The following is a 19,155-nucleotide window of genomic DNA, read 5'->3' as shown; positions in this document are numbered from 1 at the left end:
TTTCTGTATGTTAATCTTTTTACAGGATTTAGATTCATGACCCTTTGAGAGGAGGTGAATGGTGTGAATAAAACAGAATTAGTAAACTCTGTTGCTGAAGCTGCAGGTCTTTCTAAAAAAGACGCTTCTAAAGCAGTTGAAGCTGTATTTGATACAATTCAAGATGCTCTTGCAAAGGGTGACAAAGTACAATTAATCGGTTTTGGTAACTTTGAAGTTCGTGAGCGTGCAGCACGTAAAGGTCGTAACCCACAAACGGGTAAGGAAATCGAAATTGCTGCTTCTAAAGTACCTGCTTTCAAGCCAGGTAAAGCACTTAAGGACGCTGTAAAATAATTCAGTTTCTCGAGGTACATAGAGCAGCTCTCAGTCTAACTGAGAGCTGCTCTTTTTTACGTCTAGGCTCAAGCGCCAGCTCCTCGCACCATTAGGTCCCTCGTGCAAAAGTGGTGAAGCGTTTACTTTTGCGTCGGGCCCTCCAATGTCTGTCGGAGCTGAACGTGCGCTTTAGCGCTTTTGTTCATTTCAGTTGTTTTTACCTAACTATGCTAAAAATAGTATAACTGTTTTGAACTTATGAGCTTTATGTGCTACGATTCAAGAGTGTATTTAACCTTTTTTGCTAAGGTATTATCAACTAGCGAAAAATTTAATATAGAATAAAAATTAATTAAAAATTAATTAGATATAGATTTGTACATAATAAACGTTTTGGTTTGTAGGAGGAATTTGTTTCATGTCAAATGTCGATTTAAAAAAGATAGAAGAAGCGGTAAAGATGATTTTGGAAGCAGTTGGGGAAGATGTAGAGCGTGAAGGATTACTGGATACACCAAAACGTGTTTCAAAAATGTATGCAGAAATGTTCAGTGGCTTACAAGAAGATCCGCGTGATTATTTCAGTACGGTATTCCATGAAGATCACGAAGAACTAGTTTTAGTGAAAGATATTCCATTTTATTCAATGTGTGAACATCACTTAGTTCCTTTTTACGGAACAGCCCATATCGCCTACATACCTAAAGACGGAAAAGTTGCAGGATTAAGCAAACTTGGACGCTGCCTCGAATCAGTAGCACGCCGCCCTCAACTTCAGGAACGCATTACATCAACTGTAGCGGATACAATTATGGAAATGCTGAATCCTAAAGGAGTGTATGTTGTCGTGGAAGCGGAACATATGTGTATGACGATGCGCGGATTAAAAAAACCGGGTTCTAAAACAGTTACAGCGGTTGCGCGCGGTATTTATGAACAGGATGATGTAAAGCGCAATGAAGTGAATACATTCATCCAAATGAAATAATAATAACAATTATGGTATTATAGACAAAGAAATTAACACGTGGGGAGATTGTATAATGGGACAATCAGAGTATATTATTATCGAAGCAGAAGAAGATGGTGTACATGTTATTGGTTTAACACGCGGGACAGATACAAAATTTCACCATTCAGAAAAGCTGGATGCTGGTGAAGTTATGATCGCCCAATTTACTGAACATACATCGGCCATGAAAATACGCGGAAAAGCTAAAATTCACTCTGCACATGGTACAGTACAAAGTAAAAAGTAGCATATCGTAATTCTCACATAAATATAAAATCGTACTTATGCTTTATAACATTGAAATGGAGTAATTTCTATGAATGCAACATCTATTACACAATCGGTTCAGACGCTAAAATCTAATATTCTTCAGCATGTTCATCATAGAGCATTACTTCAAAATGTTGGACAACCGACCTTACAGGAAGAACAGCTTTTTTTCATTCAGCTCCCTTTTTTAAATGGCGCTCTTATGACTGATGAACACCAAATAAGTGCGGTCACAGTCGGGATTGTACATGCTTCACTTACAGAGCACGAAAAAGTGAAGGAAGTGGAAGCGACGAGTAAAGAACAGCAGCTGCTTGTCCTTTCCGGTGATTATTATAGTGGTCGGTATTATCAGTTACTCGCAAAAACGGGCAATATTTTCTTAATCCATAAGTTATCGGAAGGAATCGTAAAGCGCTGTGAGCATCAAATCCGTATTTACGAGGACCAAAAACGGTCACTTGAACAGTGGATTGAGAGTTTAATGACGATAGAAAGCGAATTGATTGCCCAATATTATGATGTATACGGTTTCACATCCTATACAGAACTGATGCAGCAAACTTTAACATATATTCGATTGAAAAAAGAGCTGGATTTATTGAAAAAGGGGCAGCAAAGCTTTTTAAATAAGGCGTTTGCAGCTGATTTGACTATGATGAATTCTATTATTGAAGCCTTCCAGGATCATTTATATGACATGGAGCGACAATTGAGAGGAAATTTGACGAATATTGATTTAACAGATGAATTAAAACATTCCATTGAGCAATACATCACTTTTTAGTGGATTTAGAAAGGTCTTGAAAAAAATGGCGAAATCGAAAGAACAACATGTTCATGAAGTGTTTGAAAGCATTTCAGAGAGCTACGATAAAATGAACTCGGTCATTAGTTTCCAAATGCATGTTGGATGGCGTGAAGATACGATGAAACGTATGGCAGTAAAAAAAGGTTCGAAATGCCTTGATGTATGCTGCGGTACAGCTGATTGGACAATCGCTTTATCGAAGGCAGTCGGTGAAGAAGGGGAAGTAAAAGGGCTTGATTTCAGTGAAAATATGCTGAAAGTCGGTAAGCAGAAAACCGAAAATATCCCGAATATTGAACTGATTCACGGAAATGCAATGGAACTACCATTTGAGGATAATACATTTGATTATGTAACAATTGGCTTTGGCTTACGAAATGTACCGGATTATATACAAGTTTTGCGTGAAATGAACCGGGTCGTTAAACCAGGCGGAATGGTTGTATGTCTGGAAACTTCTCAGTCCGAAATTCCGGTATACCGCCAACTTTTCCGTTTTTACTTTAATCATATTATGCCGCTGTTCGGAAAGATTTTTGCGAAAAGCTATAAAGAATATTCTTGGCTGCAAAAGTCGGCGAATGATTTTCCTGGCATGAAAAAATTAGCGCAAATGTTCCGGGAAGCCGGATATGAGAATGTCACATATAAACCATATAGCGGTGGGGCAGCAGCTATGCACATGGGTTTTAAGAAGAAATAAAAGTGGGAGTAGGTTTTGACGCGTGGAAAAGATGAAAATCAAAATGCTATATGCCGATATTAAATCAGATATAGAAGTCATCGAAAACGAATTGGAACAAGCGTTGAATTCATCTTCACACTTATTGAATGATGCCTCAGTCCATTTACTGCAAGCTGGTGGAAAACGTATTCGACCAGTATTTACGTTACTAAGTGCCAAGTTTGGTGACTATAATATTGACCGAATGAAAAACATTGCCGTCCCCCTGGAATTAATTCATATGGGTTCATTGGTGCATGATGATGTAATTGACAATTCAGATATGCGCCGTGGCCGGGAGACGGTGAAAGCACAGTGGAACAACCGTGTGGCGATGTATACAGGTAATTTTATATTTGCACGTGCATTACAATATGTAACAAGCATAGAAAATCCAAGAGCCCATCAAATATTAGCAAAAACAATGGTTGAGCTAGTAAATGGTGAAGTCATTCAAATTGAGGATAAGTTTCGTTTAGATCAAAGTTTGAAAGATTACTTCCGACGTATTAAACGTAAAACAGCTTTACTGATTGAATCGAGTTGTGAACTTGGAGCAGTCGTAAGTGGTGCCGATGAAAAAACAGCAAGGCATTTAAAGCGTTACGGTTATTTTGTAGGAATGAGCTTTCAAATAGTAGATGATATATTAGATTTTACAGCGACAGACAAACAGCTCGGGAAACCGGCTGGCAGTGACTTAATGAACGGGAATGTCACATTGCCGATATTGTTGATGAAAGATGATCCGCAGCTTGCCCCTTATTTGACGAAAGTGGCAGAAGCAGGATTAACGGAAGAAGAGCGTCAAAGTATGCTGGCATTAGTTCGGAATTCGGAAGCAATAAAAGAAGCAACCCATATTAGTAATTTGTATTTAAAAAAGGCTTTAAAAGAGGTCGAGGCATTGCCGAAGCACCCAATGAAGAAAAAATTGCGTGATATTGCGCTGTTTATGGGTAAGAGAAAATCTTAAAATAATCTAGCCAATTTATGGGCAAATCTAATATTTGTTGCAGTATGAGTAGGATTTTGGTAATATTTATCGGTAGGTGTAAAACCTTTTACTCAAATTTAAGGAGTGTTTATAATGGCAATCGAAAAAACATTTTTAATGGTTAAACCAGACGGCGTAGAACGTCAAGTAATCGGAGATATCGTTGATCGTTTTGAGCGTCGCGGTTTCGTAATGCGCGGAGCAAAATTAATGGTACCAACTCGTGATTTAGCTGAAAAACACTATGCAGAGCACGCTGAGCGTCCTTTCTTCGGTGAATTAGTAGACTTCATCACTTCAGGCCCAGTATTCGGTATGGTATGGGAAGGCGAAAACGTTATCCAATTATCTCGTATCATGATGGGTGCTACAAAGCCAGAAGAATCAGCTCCTGGTACAATCCGCGGTGACTACGCTGTAACTTTATCACACAACGTAATCCACGGTTCTGACTCTTTAGCTTCTGCTGAGCGTGAAATCGGTTTATGGTTCCCAGAAGGAATCGCTGAATAATTAAACTTACAGAAAAGCTATCACTTTTAAGTGATAGCTTTTTTTATATGGAACAGGAAAAAGATGGACTATTAATGGTATAATAAATCGGAATAATGAAACTATTTTTGGAATACATACGTATAAAAAGTACTGATTGAAATTAGGGGGATGTATATGTGGGTTTTGGCCGTTATTTCAGTTATGGCAGTAGGGGCGATTGCAGTCATCACCGATGCACGCAATGAAAGTAAACGGATTGAAGTAAATAAATTAACAAAAGAAATTGAGCTGGAACAATTACGTCTTGAAAATTACGATAAAGAAACAGAAAAAATGAGACTGGAATTGGAACATTCAAAGCAGATATTGTTGGAGTATAACCAAAAATAATTTTTCTTCTAATTTAACTATTCATAAGGGGTGACATCCATGTTCTGGGTAATGATTACAATAGTCGCTGTAGTAGGGATTTTAACGGATACGTACACGAAAAATAAAAATATTGAACTAAAACGCCTTGATAAAGAAATCAAGCTGGAAAAACTAAGACTCGAAACTTACGATAAAGAAACAGCGAAGATGCAGCTTGAATTGGAACAGACAAAGCAATTGCTGCTTGAAACACAATTGACAGATCGATCAGACAGGTAAAATAATAATTAGAGGAGCGTAATGAAACGAATGGAAGATATTATTATTATATGTATTATTTTCGGGTCAGGGGCTTTGATTGCATTAACGGCAATACTGACAGCACATAAACGATCGAGTATGAAACTGCAAATTAGAATGTTGGAGAAAGAGGCCGAACTTGAACAGATTCGTTTGCAGAGCTACAATTCCGAGACGGAGAAGATGAAGCTTGAACTTGAACAATCGAAACAACTTTTGCTGGAAAGACACATTGATTAACGTTTATGGACGAAATCTGTTTCGGGTTCTGAAATTTTCAGCTATAATAGGCATACGTTAGATGAGGGGAAAGATGAATAATGTCAGATTATGTACAATTTATTGATGGCATTAAGCGCAAAACGGGCATTGATTTAGCCCTTTATAAAGAAGCGCAAATGAAACGTCGGTTAACATCATTATATGAAAAAAAGGGATATCGGGACTTTGTTGATTTTTATAATGCATTGATAAAAGACCGTGAACTGATGAATGAATTTTTGGATCGCATGACGATAAACGTTTCTGAATTTTACCGAAACGGAAAACGCTGGGAAGTATTACAAAATAAAATTTTCCCTTTACTGCTTCAATCTAACAAACGCCCGAAAATATGGAGTGCGGCTTGTTCAACTGGAGAAGAGCCGTATAGTTTGGCGATGGTGTTGTCCCACCACTTACCGTTGTCCCAAGTGAATATACTGGCAACGGATTTGGATGAAAATGTTATCCAAAAGGCGAAGTTGGGTCTTTACCCGGAACGTTCTCTTGCAGAAGTGCCAAAACCTGTTCAATCAAAGTACTTCGTTCAAGAAGGTCCGTTTTACAAAGTGAAAGATGAGATTAAGCGTACGGTTAATTTTAAGAAACATAATTTACTGAATGATCCTTATGAATCGAATTTTGATTTGATTGTTTGCCGAAACGTGATGATTTATTTCACTGAAGAAGCGAAAGATCAGATCTATGCAAACTTCAGTAAAGCATTGCGTCCAGGCGGCATTTTGTTTGTAGGCTCAACTGAGCAGATATTTAATCCTGCAAAATATGATTTTGAAGTAGAAGATACATTTTTTTACCGTAAAAAATAATAGTACAATATTAGATGCTCTGTAGAACGTAGAAGCTTAAGTTGAGATATACTTTAAAAAGCTATATATGAATGCGCTTTTCGGATAATAGAGCGAAAAGCGTATTTTTGTTTCTTTTTGCTGATAAATGTGTCATTTTCTAGTTGGAACGTTCAGAATATTCTAAAATAGCTTATCGGATGGCGGAAACAGTACTGTTATTTAATTTGAAATATGTTATAGTGAAAAATACATACTTTAGCGAGTTGAAGGGAGAAAGTGTTTAATGCGTTATTTAACAGCAGGTGAGTCACACGGACCACAATTAACAACAATTATCGAGGGGTTGCCTTCTTTACTTCCAGTAACAGCAGAAAAAATAAATTATGATTTAAAACGTCGTCAAGGTGGTCACGGTCGTGGTCGTCGCATGCAGATCGAAACAGATACAGTGGAAATTGTATCAGGAGTTCGTCACGGGAAAACATTAGGCTCACCGGTCGCATTAGTCGTTACAAATGATGACTGGAAGCATTGGACAAAAATTATGGGTGCGGCAGAGTTGCCGGAAGATATCGACCCATCTGAAATTAAACGTCAAATCTCACGTCCACGTCCAGGTCATGCCGATTTAGTCGGAGGGATGAAATACGGTCACCGTGATCTGCGTAACGTACTGGAGCGTTCAAGTGCACGTGAAACGACAGTGCGTGTGGCAGTTGGCTCTGTTGCAAAAGCATTGTTAAACGAGCTTGGAATTTCGATTGTTTCTCATGTTACGGAAATTGTAGGGATTAAAGCAGACAGCAGTTTGTTGGAAGGTAAAACAGCAGATGAAATCCGTGCAATTATTGAAAACGATCCATGTTACTGTATCGATCCTGAAGCATCAGCAAAAATGGTTACAGCCATTGATGAAGCAAAGCAAGCTGGAGACTCAATCGGCGGTGTCGTAGAAGTCATCGTGGAAGGTTTGCCGGCAGGTATCGGATCTTATGTGCATTACGACCGCAAACTGGATGCGAAACTGGCATCTGCAATGCTGAGCATCAATGCATTTAAAGGCGTTGAGTTTGGAATCGGTTTTGAAATGGCACGCAAAAAAGGTTCAGAAGTACATGATGAAATTTTATGGGATGAAGAAAAGGGCTATACGCGCGCAACAAATCGTTTAGGCGGTTTGGAAGGCGGTATGACGACAGGAATGCCGATTGTCGTTCGCGGTGTGATGAAGCCAATTCCAACATTATATAAGCCATTGCAAAGTGTTGACATTGAAACAAAGGAGCCGTTTAAAGCAAGCGTGGAGCGTTCTGACAGCTGTGCAGTACCTGCAGCATCAATCGTTGCCGAACATGTTATTGCCTGGGAAATCGCAAATGCAATTGTAGAGCAGTTCCATAGTGATCAATTACCACAATTAAAGGCGCAGTTAGATGAAATGCGTCAGTACACGAAGGAGTATTAATATGGAGATTCCGGTTCGAACTCCTTCACACTCGTACGCTGTAACGATTGGGAAAGGTATATTACGTGATGCTTTGACAGCACAGCATGACTTGCTTACAAAAGCAGATAAAATCATCGTATTGACAGATGAAAATGTTTGGACAGCACAGCAAAGCTATTTTGAAGCGAACTTTCCATATACTTTCGAAGTACATGTTATGCCGGCAGGGGAAAAGTGTAAAAGCTTTGAAAACTATAACGACGTGCAAACATATTTACTTAAGCAAAAGTGTACTAGAAAATCGCTCATTATCGCATTTGGCGGTGGTGCAGTCGGTGATTTGGCCGGTTTTGTTGCAGCCACTTATATGCGGGGCATTCCGTTCATCCAAGTGCCGACAACAATTTTGGCGCATGATTCAGCTGTTGGCGGAAAGACGGCCATCAATCACGAATTAGGAAAAAATATGATCGGTGCTTTTTATCAGCCTGAAGCCGTAATTTTCGATACAGAATTTTTACATAGTCTTTCCGAAAAAGAAGTGCGTTCAGGGATGGCGGAAGTGATTAAGCATGCTTTAATTTCCGATGCACAATGGGTGGAAGAGCTGCTCGAGGGAGATCATGTAACGGAACTTCCGGAAGATCTGTTGGCAAATTATTTGGCGCATGGCATTCAAGTAAAAGCTACGATTGTTGAGCAGGATGAAACAGAACAGTCCGTCAGAAAGTATCTTAACTTAGGCCATACATACGGGCATGCGATTGAAGCTGCTGCAGGCTATGGACGTGTAGCACATGGTGAAGCTGTGATGATTGGCCTTATTTATTCACTTCTATTAAGCGAAAAATACGGTAAAGTCAATCATCAGTTTACAAAGCGCTTTTTACATTTTGCAATGGAAAACGGCTATCCGTTTGAAGCGGTTCATGAATTTACATTCGATCAACTGATTGAATATTTACTTAAAGATAAAAAAGCCGACTACGGACAATTGCAGTTCGTGCTGCTTGAAACAATCGGACAACCATTTGTCCAAAAAGTTGAACTTGAACAATGCAGAGAAATTGATCGTCAACTTAGAGCATTATTAGCGGAGGTGTAGCAATGATTCGTGGAATTCGCGGTGCAATTACGATTGCTGAAGATAAAGCCGAGTACGTATGGGGAGAAACGGCAAGACTAGTGAAAGAAGTTGCGAAACAAAATACTATTGAACCGGAAGATATTGCCTCTGTGACAATTTCTACAACACCGGATATTCATTCCGCCTTTCCTGCAAAGTCGGTACGGTCAATGCCAGGATGGCAGTATGTGCCGATTATGTGCATGCATGAGATGGATGTGCCGGGTGCGCTGCCATTATGTATCCGCGTATTATTACATGTAAATACGGATACACCACAGCATGAAATTCAACATGTATATTTAGAAGATGCGGTAAAATTAAGACCAGATTTAGTGAAATAATTGCGAGTTAGAGGAGACGTTGAGGATGAAGTGGAAACAACAGTTATTTGGAATGAAAGCTTACCAACCGGGAAAACCAATCGAAGAAGTTAAGAAGCTTTTCGGATTAGATGAAGTCGTGAAGCTTGCTTCAAATGAAAATCCCTTTGGCAGCTCACCAAAAGTAAAACAATTTTTACAAAAAGATGAATCCAATCATGCAATATATCCGGACGGTTATGCTCAAAGCTTACGAACATCATTGGCGAATTTCTACGGCGTTGCCGAGAATGAACTCATTTTAGGGAATGGTTCGGATGATTTAATCGCAATCATTACCCGTGCATTATTATATCCAGGTGTGAACACAGTCATGGCAGATTTGTCATTTTCTCAATACTGGCATAATGCAGAGATTGAAGGAGCAGAAGTGCGTAAAGTACCATTGAAAAATGGAGTCCATGATTTAGAAGCAATGCTGGAGGCAATTGATGAAAATACATCGGTTGTTTGGGTATGTAATCCGAACAATCCGACAGGTACAATCGTATCGGATGAAACATTGAGTGCTTTCTTGGCTAAAGTGCCTAAGGATGTTTTCGTTGTATTGGATGAAGCATATGTGGAATACATTAACGATGCCTCTTATAAAGATACATTGCATTATTTCCGTGACTACCCGAACTTAATTTTATTGCGTACATTCTCAAAAGCGTATGGACTGGCTTCTTTCCGTGTCGGCTACGGAATTGCCCAAGCAGAAGTTATTGCGAAGCTTGATCCGGTGCGTGCACCATTCAACAATACGATCCTAAGCCAACAAATTGCGCAGGTCGCTCTACAGGACCAGGAATACATTGCCAGCTGCCGTGAAGCGAATGAAATCGGCAAAAAGCAGTTTGTTGAATTTTGCGAGCAGTACGGTTTAAATTATTTCCCTTCGCAAACGAACTTTGTCATGTTTGAAGTGAAAGCTCCAAGTAATGTTGTATTTGAAGAAATGATGAAGCGCGGATTTATTATCCGAAGCGGAGCAGCATTAGGATTGGAAGGCTATATTCGCGTGACGATCGGTACAGAAGCTCAAAATGCAAGATTTTTACAACTACTGGCAGAAGTCTTAAATGAGCAAGGAGTACTTGCATGACACGAAATGTCTTCGTAATCGGACTAGGGTTAATTGGTGGATCTGTAGCGATGGCTTTGCAGAAGGCACCACATACAAAAGTGTTCGGCTATGATGCTCATGAACAAACACGACAATTAGCGGATACATTACAAGTCGTTCATGAAGTAGTTAAAAATCCTGCTGAGTTTGCAAAAGAGGCGGACGTAATTATTTTTGGTACACCGGTAAATGTCACACTCGACTTTATGGAACAGTTGAAGTCGTGGGAATTAAAACGCAATGTCATTATTACAGATACTGGCAGTACAAAAGCAAAAATAATGGAAAAAGCATTAGAGCTGCGGCAACTGGGTATTACCTTTATCGGCGGGCACCCAATGGCGGGTTCCCATAAAAGCGGAATTACAGCAGCAAAGCCATATTTACTGGAAAATGCCTACTATATGCTGACACCCCATGAAGGGGAAGAACTTGAAAAACTTGCTGCACTGGACGATCTGCTGAAATTTACGCTCGGGAAAATGGTCGTTGTCGATGCAAAGGTACATGATCATATGACAGCGGTTGTCAGCCATTTCCCTCATATTATCGCGGCATCTTTAGTACATCAGCTTAATAGTGAAAAACAGACATATCCAATGACCTCTTCGTTAGCTGCTGGCGGTTTCCGTGATATTACACGTATTGCTTCCTCAAACCCTGCTTTATGGCGTGATATTACTATGCAAAACAAGCAGGAATTAGTCGGACAGCTTGATAATTGGCTTACTGAAATGCAGCGTGTCCGTGATCTATTGGCTGAAGGTGATGCGAAGGCAATCGAGAACTATTTCAGTGAAGCGCGTGATGTCCGGGACAGTTTGCCGGTTGCCAACGGTGCCTTGTATATGCCGTATGATCTTTATGTCGATATACCGGATTATCCAGGGGTCATTTCAGAAGTAACAGGTTTATTGGCGGAAAATAATATAAGTATTACAAATATACGTATCGTTGAAACACGTGTTGATGTATTCGGTATTTTGGTCATTAGTTTCCAGACAAACGAAGACCGTGAACGTGCCGCACAATGCATTGCACACAAGGCAAAGTTTGATACTTATATTTCATAAAGACAAATGGGATTTTCTTAAAAGGGGGTTCATATATGAGTACAACATTGCAATACAGTCAACCGTCATTACAAGGAGATATTACGGTACCGGGTGACAAATCGGTATCGCATCGCTCGGTGATGTTCGGCTCCATTGCAAAAGGAAAAACGACTGTCAGAGGCTTCTTATTAGGAGAAGATTGTCTGCGTACAATTGACTGCTTCCAAAAGCTTGGGGTAGATATCGAAGTTGACGGGACAGATGTAACGATTAACAGTCCAGGAATCGACGGTTGGACAGAACCGAAAGAAGTGCTTTACACAGGAAATTCGGGTACAACAACGCGTTTAATGCTAGGCCTGTTATCCGGCACGAAACTACATACAATCATGACAGGTGATGCATCGATTGGTAAGCGTCCAATGCGTCGCGTTGCAGACCCTTTACGTTTAATGGGTGCGCAAATAGCAGGACGTGACAATGGACAATATACGCCACTCGCGATTCAAGGTGGACCGTTAAAAGCGATCGACTACAAAATGCCTGTAGCAAGTGCCCAAGTGAAATCAGCTATTCTACTTGCCGGTATACGTGCGGAAGGTACAACGGTTGTGCGTGAGGAAGAGATTTCACGTGACCATACAGAGCGTATGCTGCGACAGTTCGGGGCAACGGTAACTGTTGAAGATGGTGTTGTGTCATTGCAAGGCGGCCAAACACTGACAGGAACACATGTAAATGTACCAGGTGATATTTCCTCGGCTGCATTTTTCCTTGTTGCTGGTGCCATTGCGAAAAACAGCAAAATTGTTCTGAAAAACGTGGGTGTCAATGAGACGCGTGACGGCATTTTGGAAGTGCTTCAAAAAATGGGTGCTGAAATGTCGGTTGCAATCGATGACGAGAATGCGGCAGAACCAACTGCTACTATTACGATTGAAACGTCCGATCTAAAAGGAACGACAGTGGAGGGCGCTATTATTCCTCGCCTAATCGATGAAATTCCGATTATTGCGCTGCTAGCTACACAGGCAGCTGGTAAAACAGTCATTAAAGATGCGGAAGAACTTAAAGTGAAAGAAACAAACCGCATTGATGCGGTTGTAAATGAGTTAAAGAAGCTAGGCGCAAATATTGAAGCAACAGATGACGGTATGGTTATCGAAGGTCCGACATCTTTACATGGAGGAAGCTTAAAAACATATGGTGATCACCGTATTGGAATGATGGGTGCAATCGCTGCCCTTATAGCGGACGGAGAAGTGGAATTGGATGATGCGGACTGTATCGCTGTTTCCTACCCAACTTTTTTTGATCATATCAATAATATTTTAAAATAATGATTTGCGGAGATGTAAAAAGAACTCACTTTTTACATCTCCTTTTCACTTTGCCAAGATGAATTTTATAAAACAACCAGATTCTTTTTCTTGTGATGCATTGCTTCGTCATGTAGCATAATATTGAGAACAAAAGAAAAAGGTGAACTACACATGGAACTATTACTACAAGCGATTCAAGAAGGAAATTTAGAGGAGATTAATCGACTTCTTGAATCTTTTTTAATGGATGCTGAACCCGCAGCACAATATGAAGTGGCAGAAGCACTTATGCATTACGGATTTTTAAATGAAGCAGACCGTGTATTTGAACATCTGCAATTTTTATTTCCTGAGGAAGCGCAAATTTCAATCGATCGTGCAAGCGTATTAATTGAGCTAGGTGAAGAGGATAATGCCCTTGATTTATTAATGGGGATTGCCGATGATGCACCAGAATATCCTCAGGCATTGTTAGTATTGGCGGACTATTATCAAATGCAGGGATTATTTGAAGTGGCGGAACAACGAATTAATGATGCGTTGCAAATTTTACCGCATGAGCCTTTACTGCAATTTGCCAAAGCAGAATTATTATTTGAAACAGGACGTTTTACAGAGGCTGTTCGAATTTATGAAGAGCTTTATGCAATCGATAAAAAGTTTGCTGGTATAATTTTAGCCCAACGTCTTGCGGAAGTTTATCGTGCAGGTGCAGGCTATGAAACTGCCCTGGATTATTATATGGAAGCACTTGAAGAAGAAGTTACAGCAGACTTGCTGTTTGGCTCGGCCTATGCAGCTTTCCAGACGGAAAAATATGAGTTAGCTATAAAACAGTTGGAAGATTTAAAAGAGTTGGACCCTGATTATTTCTCAGCGTATTTACTGCTGGCTGAAAGTTATGCAATGCTCGAGGATAATGAGCGTGCATTAAAAGTTATTAAAGAAGGTCTTAAACGAGACGAATACGATAAATCCCTCTATTTATTTGCAGGGAAAATGGCGATAAAAAATGGCAAACAACAGGAAGCGATAGAATTTTTAAGTGAGGCCATTGCCTTGGATCCGGAATATATGGAAGCGATTTTAGTATTGATGTCTGTTTACAATACGGAACAACGCTATGAAGAAATTATTTCACTATATGAACAATTGCATCAAAATGAATTCGAATGGGTCGCATTATATCCATTTGTAGCCAATGCTTATAATGAAGAAGAACTGTTCGAAAAAGCATACGAAATTTACAAAGAGGCATATAATGAATTTAACGATGATGTTGAGTTTTTAGAGAAATATTTCCTGTTTTTAGTTGAGGACGGCAAGCGTGATGAAGCAAAACAAATTGCCGAGCGACTTGTCCAATTACAGCCTTCTGAACAGCAATGGACTGATTTATTAGAACGCTTTGAGTAAAGGGAGGATTGCATGTTGACATATTCCGTACCACTGAATGACAAAAAGTTGTTTATCAGGTGGTTTTTAAAAAATTTTCAGTTAAAAAGACGTGAAGGTGTATGGATTTTAAATTACTTATTAAGTAATGACGACTTGTTGCAAAACGTTCATTTCGTTGATGAAGCACATTATTGCCCGCGCTCCATTGTAATGTCGACAATTGAGACAACGAGTATCCCATTCCGATTTTATAAAGAAAATATTATGACATCCGATGCTGAAAAAGCATTTCATGATTTACGAATCAATGCACATGAAGCAATTTACTTTCAGCTGAACTTCCCGAGTGTACCGCCTGATCCTCTGTATTTGGCGGTACTGGAGGAAAACCCGTATGTACCTGCTGATATCTTTATTAGTGAAAAAGACCGTCTAGCAGCAGAGCGTTTACTGGAAAATAGTGTACTAGAATTCCAGGAACAGCAACTGTTAAAAGAAATAGATGAAGCGCTGGACAGTGGAGATAAAGATCGTTTTTTCGAGTTATCTAATTTATTGCAAGCATTAAAGCATACGAAGTAATTTTGAACTTTATTAAAAAAATTACTTCTTTCCTATTTTCAGAAGTTTAAAGGTACTAGGAGGAAAGAATATGAACTTTATTGTAAAAGATGTAGAGCAGTTCCAGGCACAAAAGCAGTTTATAGATACGGCAATTGTCCCGCTCGTGCAATTGGATTTTTCTGATCAAGGAATAAAGCAGAGCAGTTCTGCTTCAGAATATTTAATGACGTTGACCAATTTCATAGAACAGCAGTTTAAAGGTCGTCTTTTATTATTGCCCCCCTTTTCATATACGATGGGAACCAAGTCAGATAATATGCCAGCAACAATGGAAAAAGAATTGAAGGAAGCAGGTTTTAAAGCAGTGGTCTTTATTACCTGTGACCATTCATGGACTGAATTTAAAGAATATTTAAATATTATTTGGCTTCCGGCTATCCCACTTGAGTCCATGGATCAGGGTGTAAAACAGAGAATTTTGGAAGACCAGTTAAAACAAGTCATCCCAACTTTTACGAAAATTTGGGTTTAACGAGCATATATGTGCGACATTTGTTTCATTAAATGTTCACAAACTACACTTTTGGAAATGAATGCTATATTGACCAACTTATTCAGTTGATATATCATAGATATGTCCTAGTTATTTACTATTTTTAAAAGTATATGTCCGTTGGACTGACCTTTTAGTAAGAGGGGGGAAAAGGATGAGTAGGAATCGAGTTACAAGACGTCAATTTTTAACTTATACAATTACTGGTGTAGGTGGATTTATGGCGGCAGGAATGTTAATGCCAATGGTACGTTTTGCTATTGACCCAATTCTTCAGTCAAAAGAAGATGGTGATTTTGTACAAACAAGCAAAAAAATTGCCGAGATTACAGAAGTTCCAGTCAAAGTGGATTTCTCGTATGAACAGACGGATGGTTGGTACAAATCAGAAGTAGCAGATGCTGCTTGGGTTTACAAAGAAGGCGACGAAATCATCGCAATCTCACCTGTATGTAAACATTTAGGGTGTACTGTAAACTGGGAAGGTAATCCAGAACACGCAAATCAATTCTTCTGTGCATGTCATGCGGGACGTTATGAAAAAACAGGCGTAAACGTAAAAGGTACACCGCCTCTTGGACCACTGGATATGTATGAAGTGTCAGAAAATGATGGTTTCTTAATGCTTGGGAAAAAAATCGCTAACACACACAGTAACTAAATAAGTTAGGGGGTACGACACAGTGCTAAATAAAATTTATGATTGGGTCGATGAACGTTTAGATATTACTCCTATTTGGCGTGATATTGCCGACCATGAAGTGCCAGAGCACGTTAACCCTGCCCATCACTTTTCAGCATTCGTTTACTGTTTCGGAGGATTAACATTCTTTATTACAGTAATCCAAATTCTATCAGGTATGTTCTTAACTATGTATTATGTACCAGATGTAGAGAATGCTTGGAAATCAGTTTACTATTTACAAAACGAAGTAGCATTCGGTGAAATCGTTCGTGGTATGCACCATTGGGGGGCATCTTTAGTAATTGTTATGATGTTCTTACATACACTTCGTGTATTCTTCACAGGTTCTTATAAAAAACCGCGTGAATTAAACTGGTTAGTTGGTGTAGGTATCTTTGCCATTATGTTAGGTTTAGGTTTCACAGGTTATTTATTACCATGGGATATGAAAGCGTTATTCGCGACTAAAGTAGGTATCGAAATTGCTGCATCTGTTCCGTTTTTAGGTGAAACGATAAAAATATTATTAGCTGGGGATTCTACGATTATCGGGGCACAAACTTTAACTCGTTTCTTTGCTATTCATGTATTCTTCTTACCAGCAGCACTATTTGCTCTATTGGCAGTTCACTTTATTATGATCCGCCGCCAAGGTATTTCAGGACCTCTATGATCCGAAACTAATTGTACTATTTTTTAAGGAGGGGACACTATGCAACGCGGAAAAGGTATGAAGTTCGTAGGTGATTCACGTGTAAAAGCGAGTAACCGTATGCCGAACGTGCCAAAAGATTATTCCGAGTATCCAGGGAAAACAGAAGCTTTCTGGCCTGACTTCTTATTAAAAGAATGGATGGTTGGTGCAGTTTTCTTAATCGGTTATTTATTATTAACTGTCGCACATCCTTCACCACTTGAAGGCCCGGCAGATCCAACAAATGCATCGTATATACCGTTACCGGACTGGTACTTCCTATCAATGTACCAACTATTAAAATATTCTTATGCGTCTGGTCCATATAACGTTATTGGCGCAATGGTTATTCCAGGTATTGCATTTGGTTCATTAGCATTGATACCATTTTTAGATAGAACACCTGAACGTCGACCATTTAAACGACCATTACCTACAGCATTTATGTTGTTGGCAATAGCAGCACTTATTTATACAACATGGGAATCTGTTCAGGCTACTAACTGGGAAGCAGTTCATGCTCAAGGTGAAATTACGGATAAACATTTAGGCTTACTTCCGGATGTTGAAGTAGATGAAACGTCCGAAGGATATGAAATCTATCAAGCTCAAGCTTCATGTATCGGCTGTCATGGTGGAGACTTGGCTGGGGTTTCCGGGCCAATGCTTCTTGGCAATGAGTTATCAGCTGAAGAAGTTCAAGAAGTAATTGTGAATGGACGTGGCGGTATGCCGGCTGGAGCATTTACAGGTACAGAGGAAGAACTTCAAGTTTTAGCTGAATTTATCGCAGGATTAAAAGAAGCTGAATAATTTTTACACTAGAGAGTCAGAATATTGACTCTCTTTTTTATTTTCATTTATTTGTATTTTTTAACGAAAGCTTGCGTAACAAATAAGAACATATATAATTAAAGACGTACAATATTTGGTTTAGTTGCACACACTACATAATAAGGAATAATGAAGAATGAGGAAGAAAAAGGTGAACAAATGAAAGCATATATGATGCAATTGTGGTACGTATTAAACCATCGTGCCTTTTTAACATTACTGCTTATTATTAACTTGCTTGGTACAGTTTACGGCTATTACTGGTATCGGGGGCAGTTGGCAGTAACAGACCCGATTTACTATATATTCGTACCGGATTCGCCCACTGCAAGCTTATTTTTCTGTTTTGCCATTATTGGTTGGCTGATCGGCAAAAACTTCAAATTAATGGAAGTTCTTGCCTTTATCACGTTAATTAAATATGGATTATGGGCAGTTGCGATGAATCTTCTAACATTTGCGGAGAATGGACAGTTGGGAGCAGACGGGTGGATGCTCGTTGCTTCACATTTTTTAATGGCAGTACAGGCTGTTCTGTATTTACCGAATTACCGATTTAAAATGTGGCACGTGATGGTTGCGGCTATTTGGACATTGCATAACGATATAATCGACTATTTATTTGGCCAAATGCCATTTTACAGAGTCATTTACCAGTATCCAAGCGAGATCGGCTACTTCACTTTTTGGCTTTCGATGGCATGTATAGTCTTTGCTTTTCTTGAAAGCCGTAAGCGTGAATATTTGCAACAAGACTAGAAAGCCTTTAAAATTAAAGCATAGAAAGAGATAGAAAGGGAGTTTGATAATAGTGATGTATATTATTTACTTTATCATCATTTTGCTGTTACCGTTGTATGCGCAAATGAAGGTAAAGAGTACTTACAAAAAGTTTGCTAAAGTTCCAGCTGAAAAAGGAATGACAGGTGCTCAAGTAGCACGTTATATTTTAGATCAACATGGTTTAACAGATGTTCGTGTAGTACCGACTCAAGGTTTTTTAGCTGACCACTATAATCCTGCAACTAAAACGGTTGCCTTGTCTGAAGACAACTACTACAATTCTTCAATCGCCGGTACATCTGTAGCAGCGCACGAAGTCGGTCATGCGATACAGCATGCGGAGGCTTATTCGTTCTTAACATTGCGTTCGAAATTAGTGCCGGTAGCTAATATTTCATCGAATATGTCTTGGATTTTTGTAATAATCGGTATTTTAGCTTCATCTTCAGGCTTCCTGTTGCTGGGTATTGCTTTATTATTAGCGGGTGTTGTGTTCCAAGTTGTAACATTACCGGTAGAGTTCGATGCATCCAAACGTGCGATGAATGAAGTCGTATCTTTAGGGATTATCAACAATACTGAAGAACGCTCAGCGCGTAAAGTTTTAAATGCAGCGGCAATGACATACGTGGCAGCAGCAGCTGTAGCAATAATGGAACTATTACGTTTAATCCTGATTTACACAGGCATGACTTCGGAAGATTAATTTTTAAACTAATAGAAATTAAAAAAGTCATTTTCTCATTAGGGAAAATGACTTTTTTGTTTGAACATTATTCAAGCATTGAATGTTCTTACTAAGTTGTGTCCGTTTTGATTAAACGGATACTG

At 39.2% G+C, this 19,155-nt stretch carries 25 protein-coding genes; all 25 read left to right on the top strand.

Features of this window, described 5'->3' with window-relative positions; all coding sequences use genetic code 11:
* The first annotated feature begins 63 nt into the window (after positions 1 to 63).
* The 25 genes from ACQKN3_RS07915 (at position 64) to ACQKN3_RS07795 (ending at position 19,030) form a co-directional block, all read left to right on the top strand.
* Entirely contained in the window at positions 64 to 336 is a 273-nt protein-coding gene (locus ACQKN3_RS07915; RefSeq protein WP_004232618.1) for an HU family DNA-binding protein, read from the top strand.
* Positions 337 to 736: 400 nt separating this feature from the next.
* Positions 737 to 1,306 carry a GTP cyclohydrolase I FolE gene (gene folE / locus ACQKN3_RS07910; RefSeq protein WP_079525849.1) on the top strand — a complete coding sequence of 190 codons (570 nt, stop codon included), beginning with the start codon at positions 737 to 739 and terminating at the stop codon, positions 1,304 to 1,306.
* A 55-nt stretch (positions 1,307 to 1,361) separates the two neighbouring features.
* Positions 1,362 to 1,577, top strand: coding sequence for a trp RNA-binding attenuation protein MtrB (mtrB, locus tag ACQKN3_RS07905; RefSeq protein WP_008404919.1), 216 nt, complete (start codon positions 1,362 to 1,364; stop codon positions 1,575 to 1,577).
* Positions 1,578 to 1,646: 69 nt separating this feature from the next.
* A complete protein-coding gene (locus ACQKN3_RS07900; RefSeq protein ID WP_251688876.1) occupies positions 1,647 to 2,387 on the top strand; it encodes a heptaprenyl diphosphate synthase component 1 in 741 nt (246 codons plus the stop codon).
* Between the two features lie 25 nt (positions 2,388 to 2,412).
* A complete protein-coding gene (locus ACQKN3_RS07895; RefSeq protein ID WP_251688873.1) occupies positions 2,413 to 3,114 on the top strand; it encodes a demethylmenaquinone methyltransferase in 702 nt (233 codons plus the stop codon).
* A 22-nt stretch (positions 3,115 to 3,136) separates the two neighbouring features.
* A complete protein-coding gene (gene hepT, locus ACQKN3_RS07890; protein ID WP_065216960.1) occupies positions 3,137 to 4,111 on the top strand; it encodes a heptaprenyl diphosphate synthase component II in 975 nt (324 codons plus the stop codon).
* Between the two features lie 114 nt (positions 4,112 to 4,225).
* Positions 4,226 to 4,645 carry a nucleoside-diphosphate kinase gene (ndk, locus tag ACQKN3_RS07885; RefSeq protein ID WP_008404915.1) on the top strand — a complete coding sequence of 140 codons (420 nt, stop codon included), beginning with the start codon at positions 4,226 to 4,228 and terminating at the stop codon, positions 4,643 to 4,645.
* A 156-nt stretch (positions 4,646 to 4,801) separates the two neighbouring features.
* A complete protein-coding gene (locus ACQKN3_RS07880) occupies positions 4,802 to 5,017 on the top strand; it encodes a hypothetical protein (RefSeq protein WP_427710647.1) in 216 nt (71 codons plus the stop codon).
* Positions 5,018 to 5,056: 39 nt separating this feature from the next.
* Positions 5,057 to 5,278, top strand: coding sequence for a hypothetical protein (locus ACQKN3_RS07875; protein ID WP_251688871.1), 222 nt, complete (start codon positions 5,057 to 5,059; stop codon positions 5,276 to 5,278).
* A gap of 21 nt (positions 5,279 to 5,299) precedes the next feature.
* A complete protein-coding gene (locus tag ACQKN3_RS07870) occupies positions 5,300 to 5,539 on the top strand; it encodes a hypothetical protein (RefSeq protein ID WP_251688869.1) in 240 nt (79 codons plus the stop codon).
* A gap of 80 nt (positions 5,540 to 5,619) precedes the next feature.
* Positions 5,620 to 6,390: a CheR family methyltransferase gene (locus ACQKN3_RS07865; protein WP_251688867.1), complete on the top strand. Its 771-nt coding sequence runs from the start codon at positions 5,620 to 5,622 to the stop codon at positions 6,388 to 6,390.
* A gap of 265 nt (positions 6,391 to 6,655) precedes the next feature.
* Positions 6,656 to 7,837, top strand: coding sequence for a chorismate synthase (aroC, locus tag ACQKN3_RS07860; protein WP_079525863.1), 1,182 nt, complete (start codon positions 6,656 to 6,658; stop codon positions 7,835 to 7,837).
* Position 7,838: 1 nt separating this feature from the next.
* Positions 7,839 to 8,924, top strand: a complete 1,086-nt coding sequence (gene aroB, locus ACQKN3_RS07855; RefSeq protein ID WP_251688865.1) for a 3-dehydroquinate synthase — start codon at positions 7,839 to 7,841, stop codon at positions 8,922 to 8,924.
* A 2-nt stretch (positions 8,925 to 8,926) separates the two neighbouring features.
* Entirely contained in the window at positions 8,927 to 9,289 is a 363-nt protein-coding gene (aroH, locus tag ACQKN3_RS07850) for a chorismate mutase (RefSeq protein ID WP_251688863.1), read from the top strand.
* 25 nt (positions 9,290 to 9,314) lie between these two features.
* Positions 9,315 to 10,415 carry a histidinol-phosphate transaminase gene (hisC, locus tag ACQKN3_RS07845; RefSeq protein ID WP_427710643.1) on the top strand — a complete coding sequence of 367 codons (1,101 nt, stop codon included), beginning with the start codon at positions 9,315 to 9,317 and terminating at the stop codon, positions 10,413 to 10,415.
* The gene (locus ACQKN3_RS07840; RefSeq protein WP_427710641.1) at positions 10,412 to 11,509 is read left to right on the top strand and encodes a prephenate dehydrogenase; all 1,098 of its coding nucleotides are present in this window, start codon (positions 10,412 to 10,414) and stop codon (positions 11,507 to 11,509) included. Before hisC ends, ACQKN3_RS07840 begins: the two co-directional genes overlap by 4 nt.
* A 35-nt stretch (positions 11,510 to 11,544) precedes the next feature.
* On the top strand, positions 11,545 to 12,831 hold the full coding sequence (gene aroA, locus ACQKN3_RS07835; protein ID WP_251688858.1) for a 3-phosphoshikimate 1-carboxyvinyltransferase: 1,287 nt from the start codon (positions 11,545 to 11,547) through the stop codon (positions 12,829 to 12,831).
* A 153-nt stretch (positions 12,832 to 12,984) separates the two neighbouring features.
* Positions 12,985 to 14,229 (top strand): tetratricopeptide repeat protein, encoded by a 1,245-nt coding sequence (locus ACQKN3_RS07830; protein WP_251688856.1) that lies wholly within the window; start codon positions 12,985 to 12,987, stop codon positions 14,227 to 14,229.
* Between the two features lie 15 nt (positions 14,230 to 14,244).
* Positions 14,245 to 14,793, top strand: coding sequence for a ReoY family proteolytic degradation factor (locus tag ACQKN3_RS07825; protein WP_079528701.1), 549 nt, complete (start codon positions 14,245 to 14,247; stop codon positions 14,791 to 14,793).
* Positions 14,794 to 14,863: 70 nt separating this feature from the next.
* Positions 14,864 to 15,307: a YpiF family protein gene (locus ACQKN3_RS07820; protein WP_427710638.1), complete on the top strand. Its 444-nt coding sequence runs from the start codon at positions 14,864 to 14,866 to the stop codon at positions 15,305 to 15,307.
* Positions 15,308 to 15,482: 175 nt separating this feature from the next.
* A complete protein-coding gene (locus ACQKN3_RS07815; RefSeq protein ID WP_251688852.1) occupies positions 15,483 to 15,989 on the top strand; it encodes a ubiquinol-cytochrome c reductase iron-sulfur subunit in 507 nt (168 codons plus the stop codon).
* Positions 15,990 to 16,011: 22 nt separating this feature from the next.
* Positions 16,012 to 16,686 (top strand): menaquinol-cytochrome c reductase cytochrome b subunit, encoded by a 675-nt coding sequence (qcrB, locus tag ACQKN3_RS07810; protein WP_008404891.1) that lies wholly within the window; start codon positions 16,012 to 16,014, stop codon positions 16,684 to 16,686.
* A 39-nt stretch (positions 16,687 to 16,725) separates the two neighbouring features.
* Positions 16,726 to 17,520, top strand: coding sequence for a menaquinol-cytochrome c reductase cytochrome b/c subunit (locus ACQKN3_RS07805; protein ID WP_251688850.1), 795 nt, complete (start codon positions 16,726 to 16,728; stop codon positions 17,518 to 17,520).
* Between the two features lie 180 nt (positions 17,521 to 17,700).
* On the top strand, positions 17,701 to 18,300 hold the full coding sequence (locus tag ACQKN3_RS07800; protein ID WP_427711639.1) for a DUF1405 domain-containing protein: 600 nt from the start codon (positions 17,701 to 17,703) through the stop codon (positions 18,298 to 18,300).
* A gap of 55 nt (positions 18,301 to 18,355) precedes the next feature.
* Positions 18,356 to 19,030, top strand: coding sequence for a zinc metallopeptidase (locus ACQKN3_RS07795; RefSeq protein ID WP_251690030.1), 675 nt, complete (start codon positions 18,356 to 18,358; stop codon positions 19,028 to 19,030).
* Positions 19,031 to 19,155 lie beyond the last annotated feature (125 nt).

Origin of the sequence: Solibacillus sp. NPDC093137 (assembly GCF_050280445.1) — a bacterium.
GTDB classification, from domain to species: Bacteria; Bacillota; Bacilli; order Bacillales_A; family Planococcaceae; genus Solibacillus; species Solibacillus isronensis_B.
This window is presented reverse-complemented; position numbering and strand designations above follow the sequence as displayed.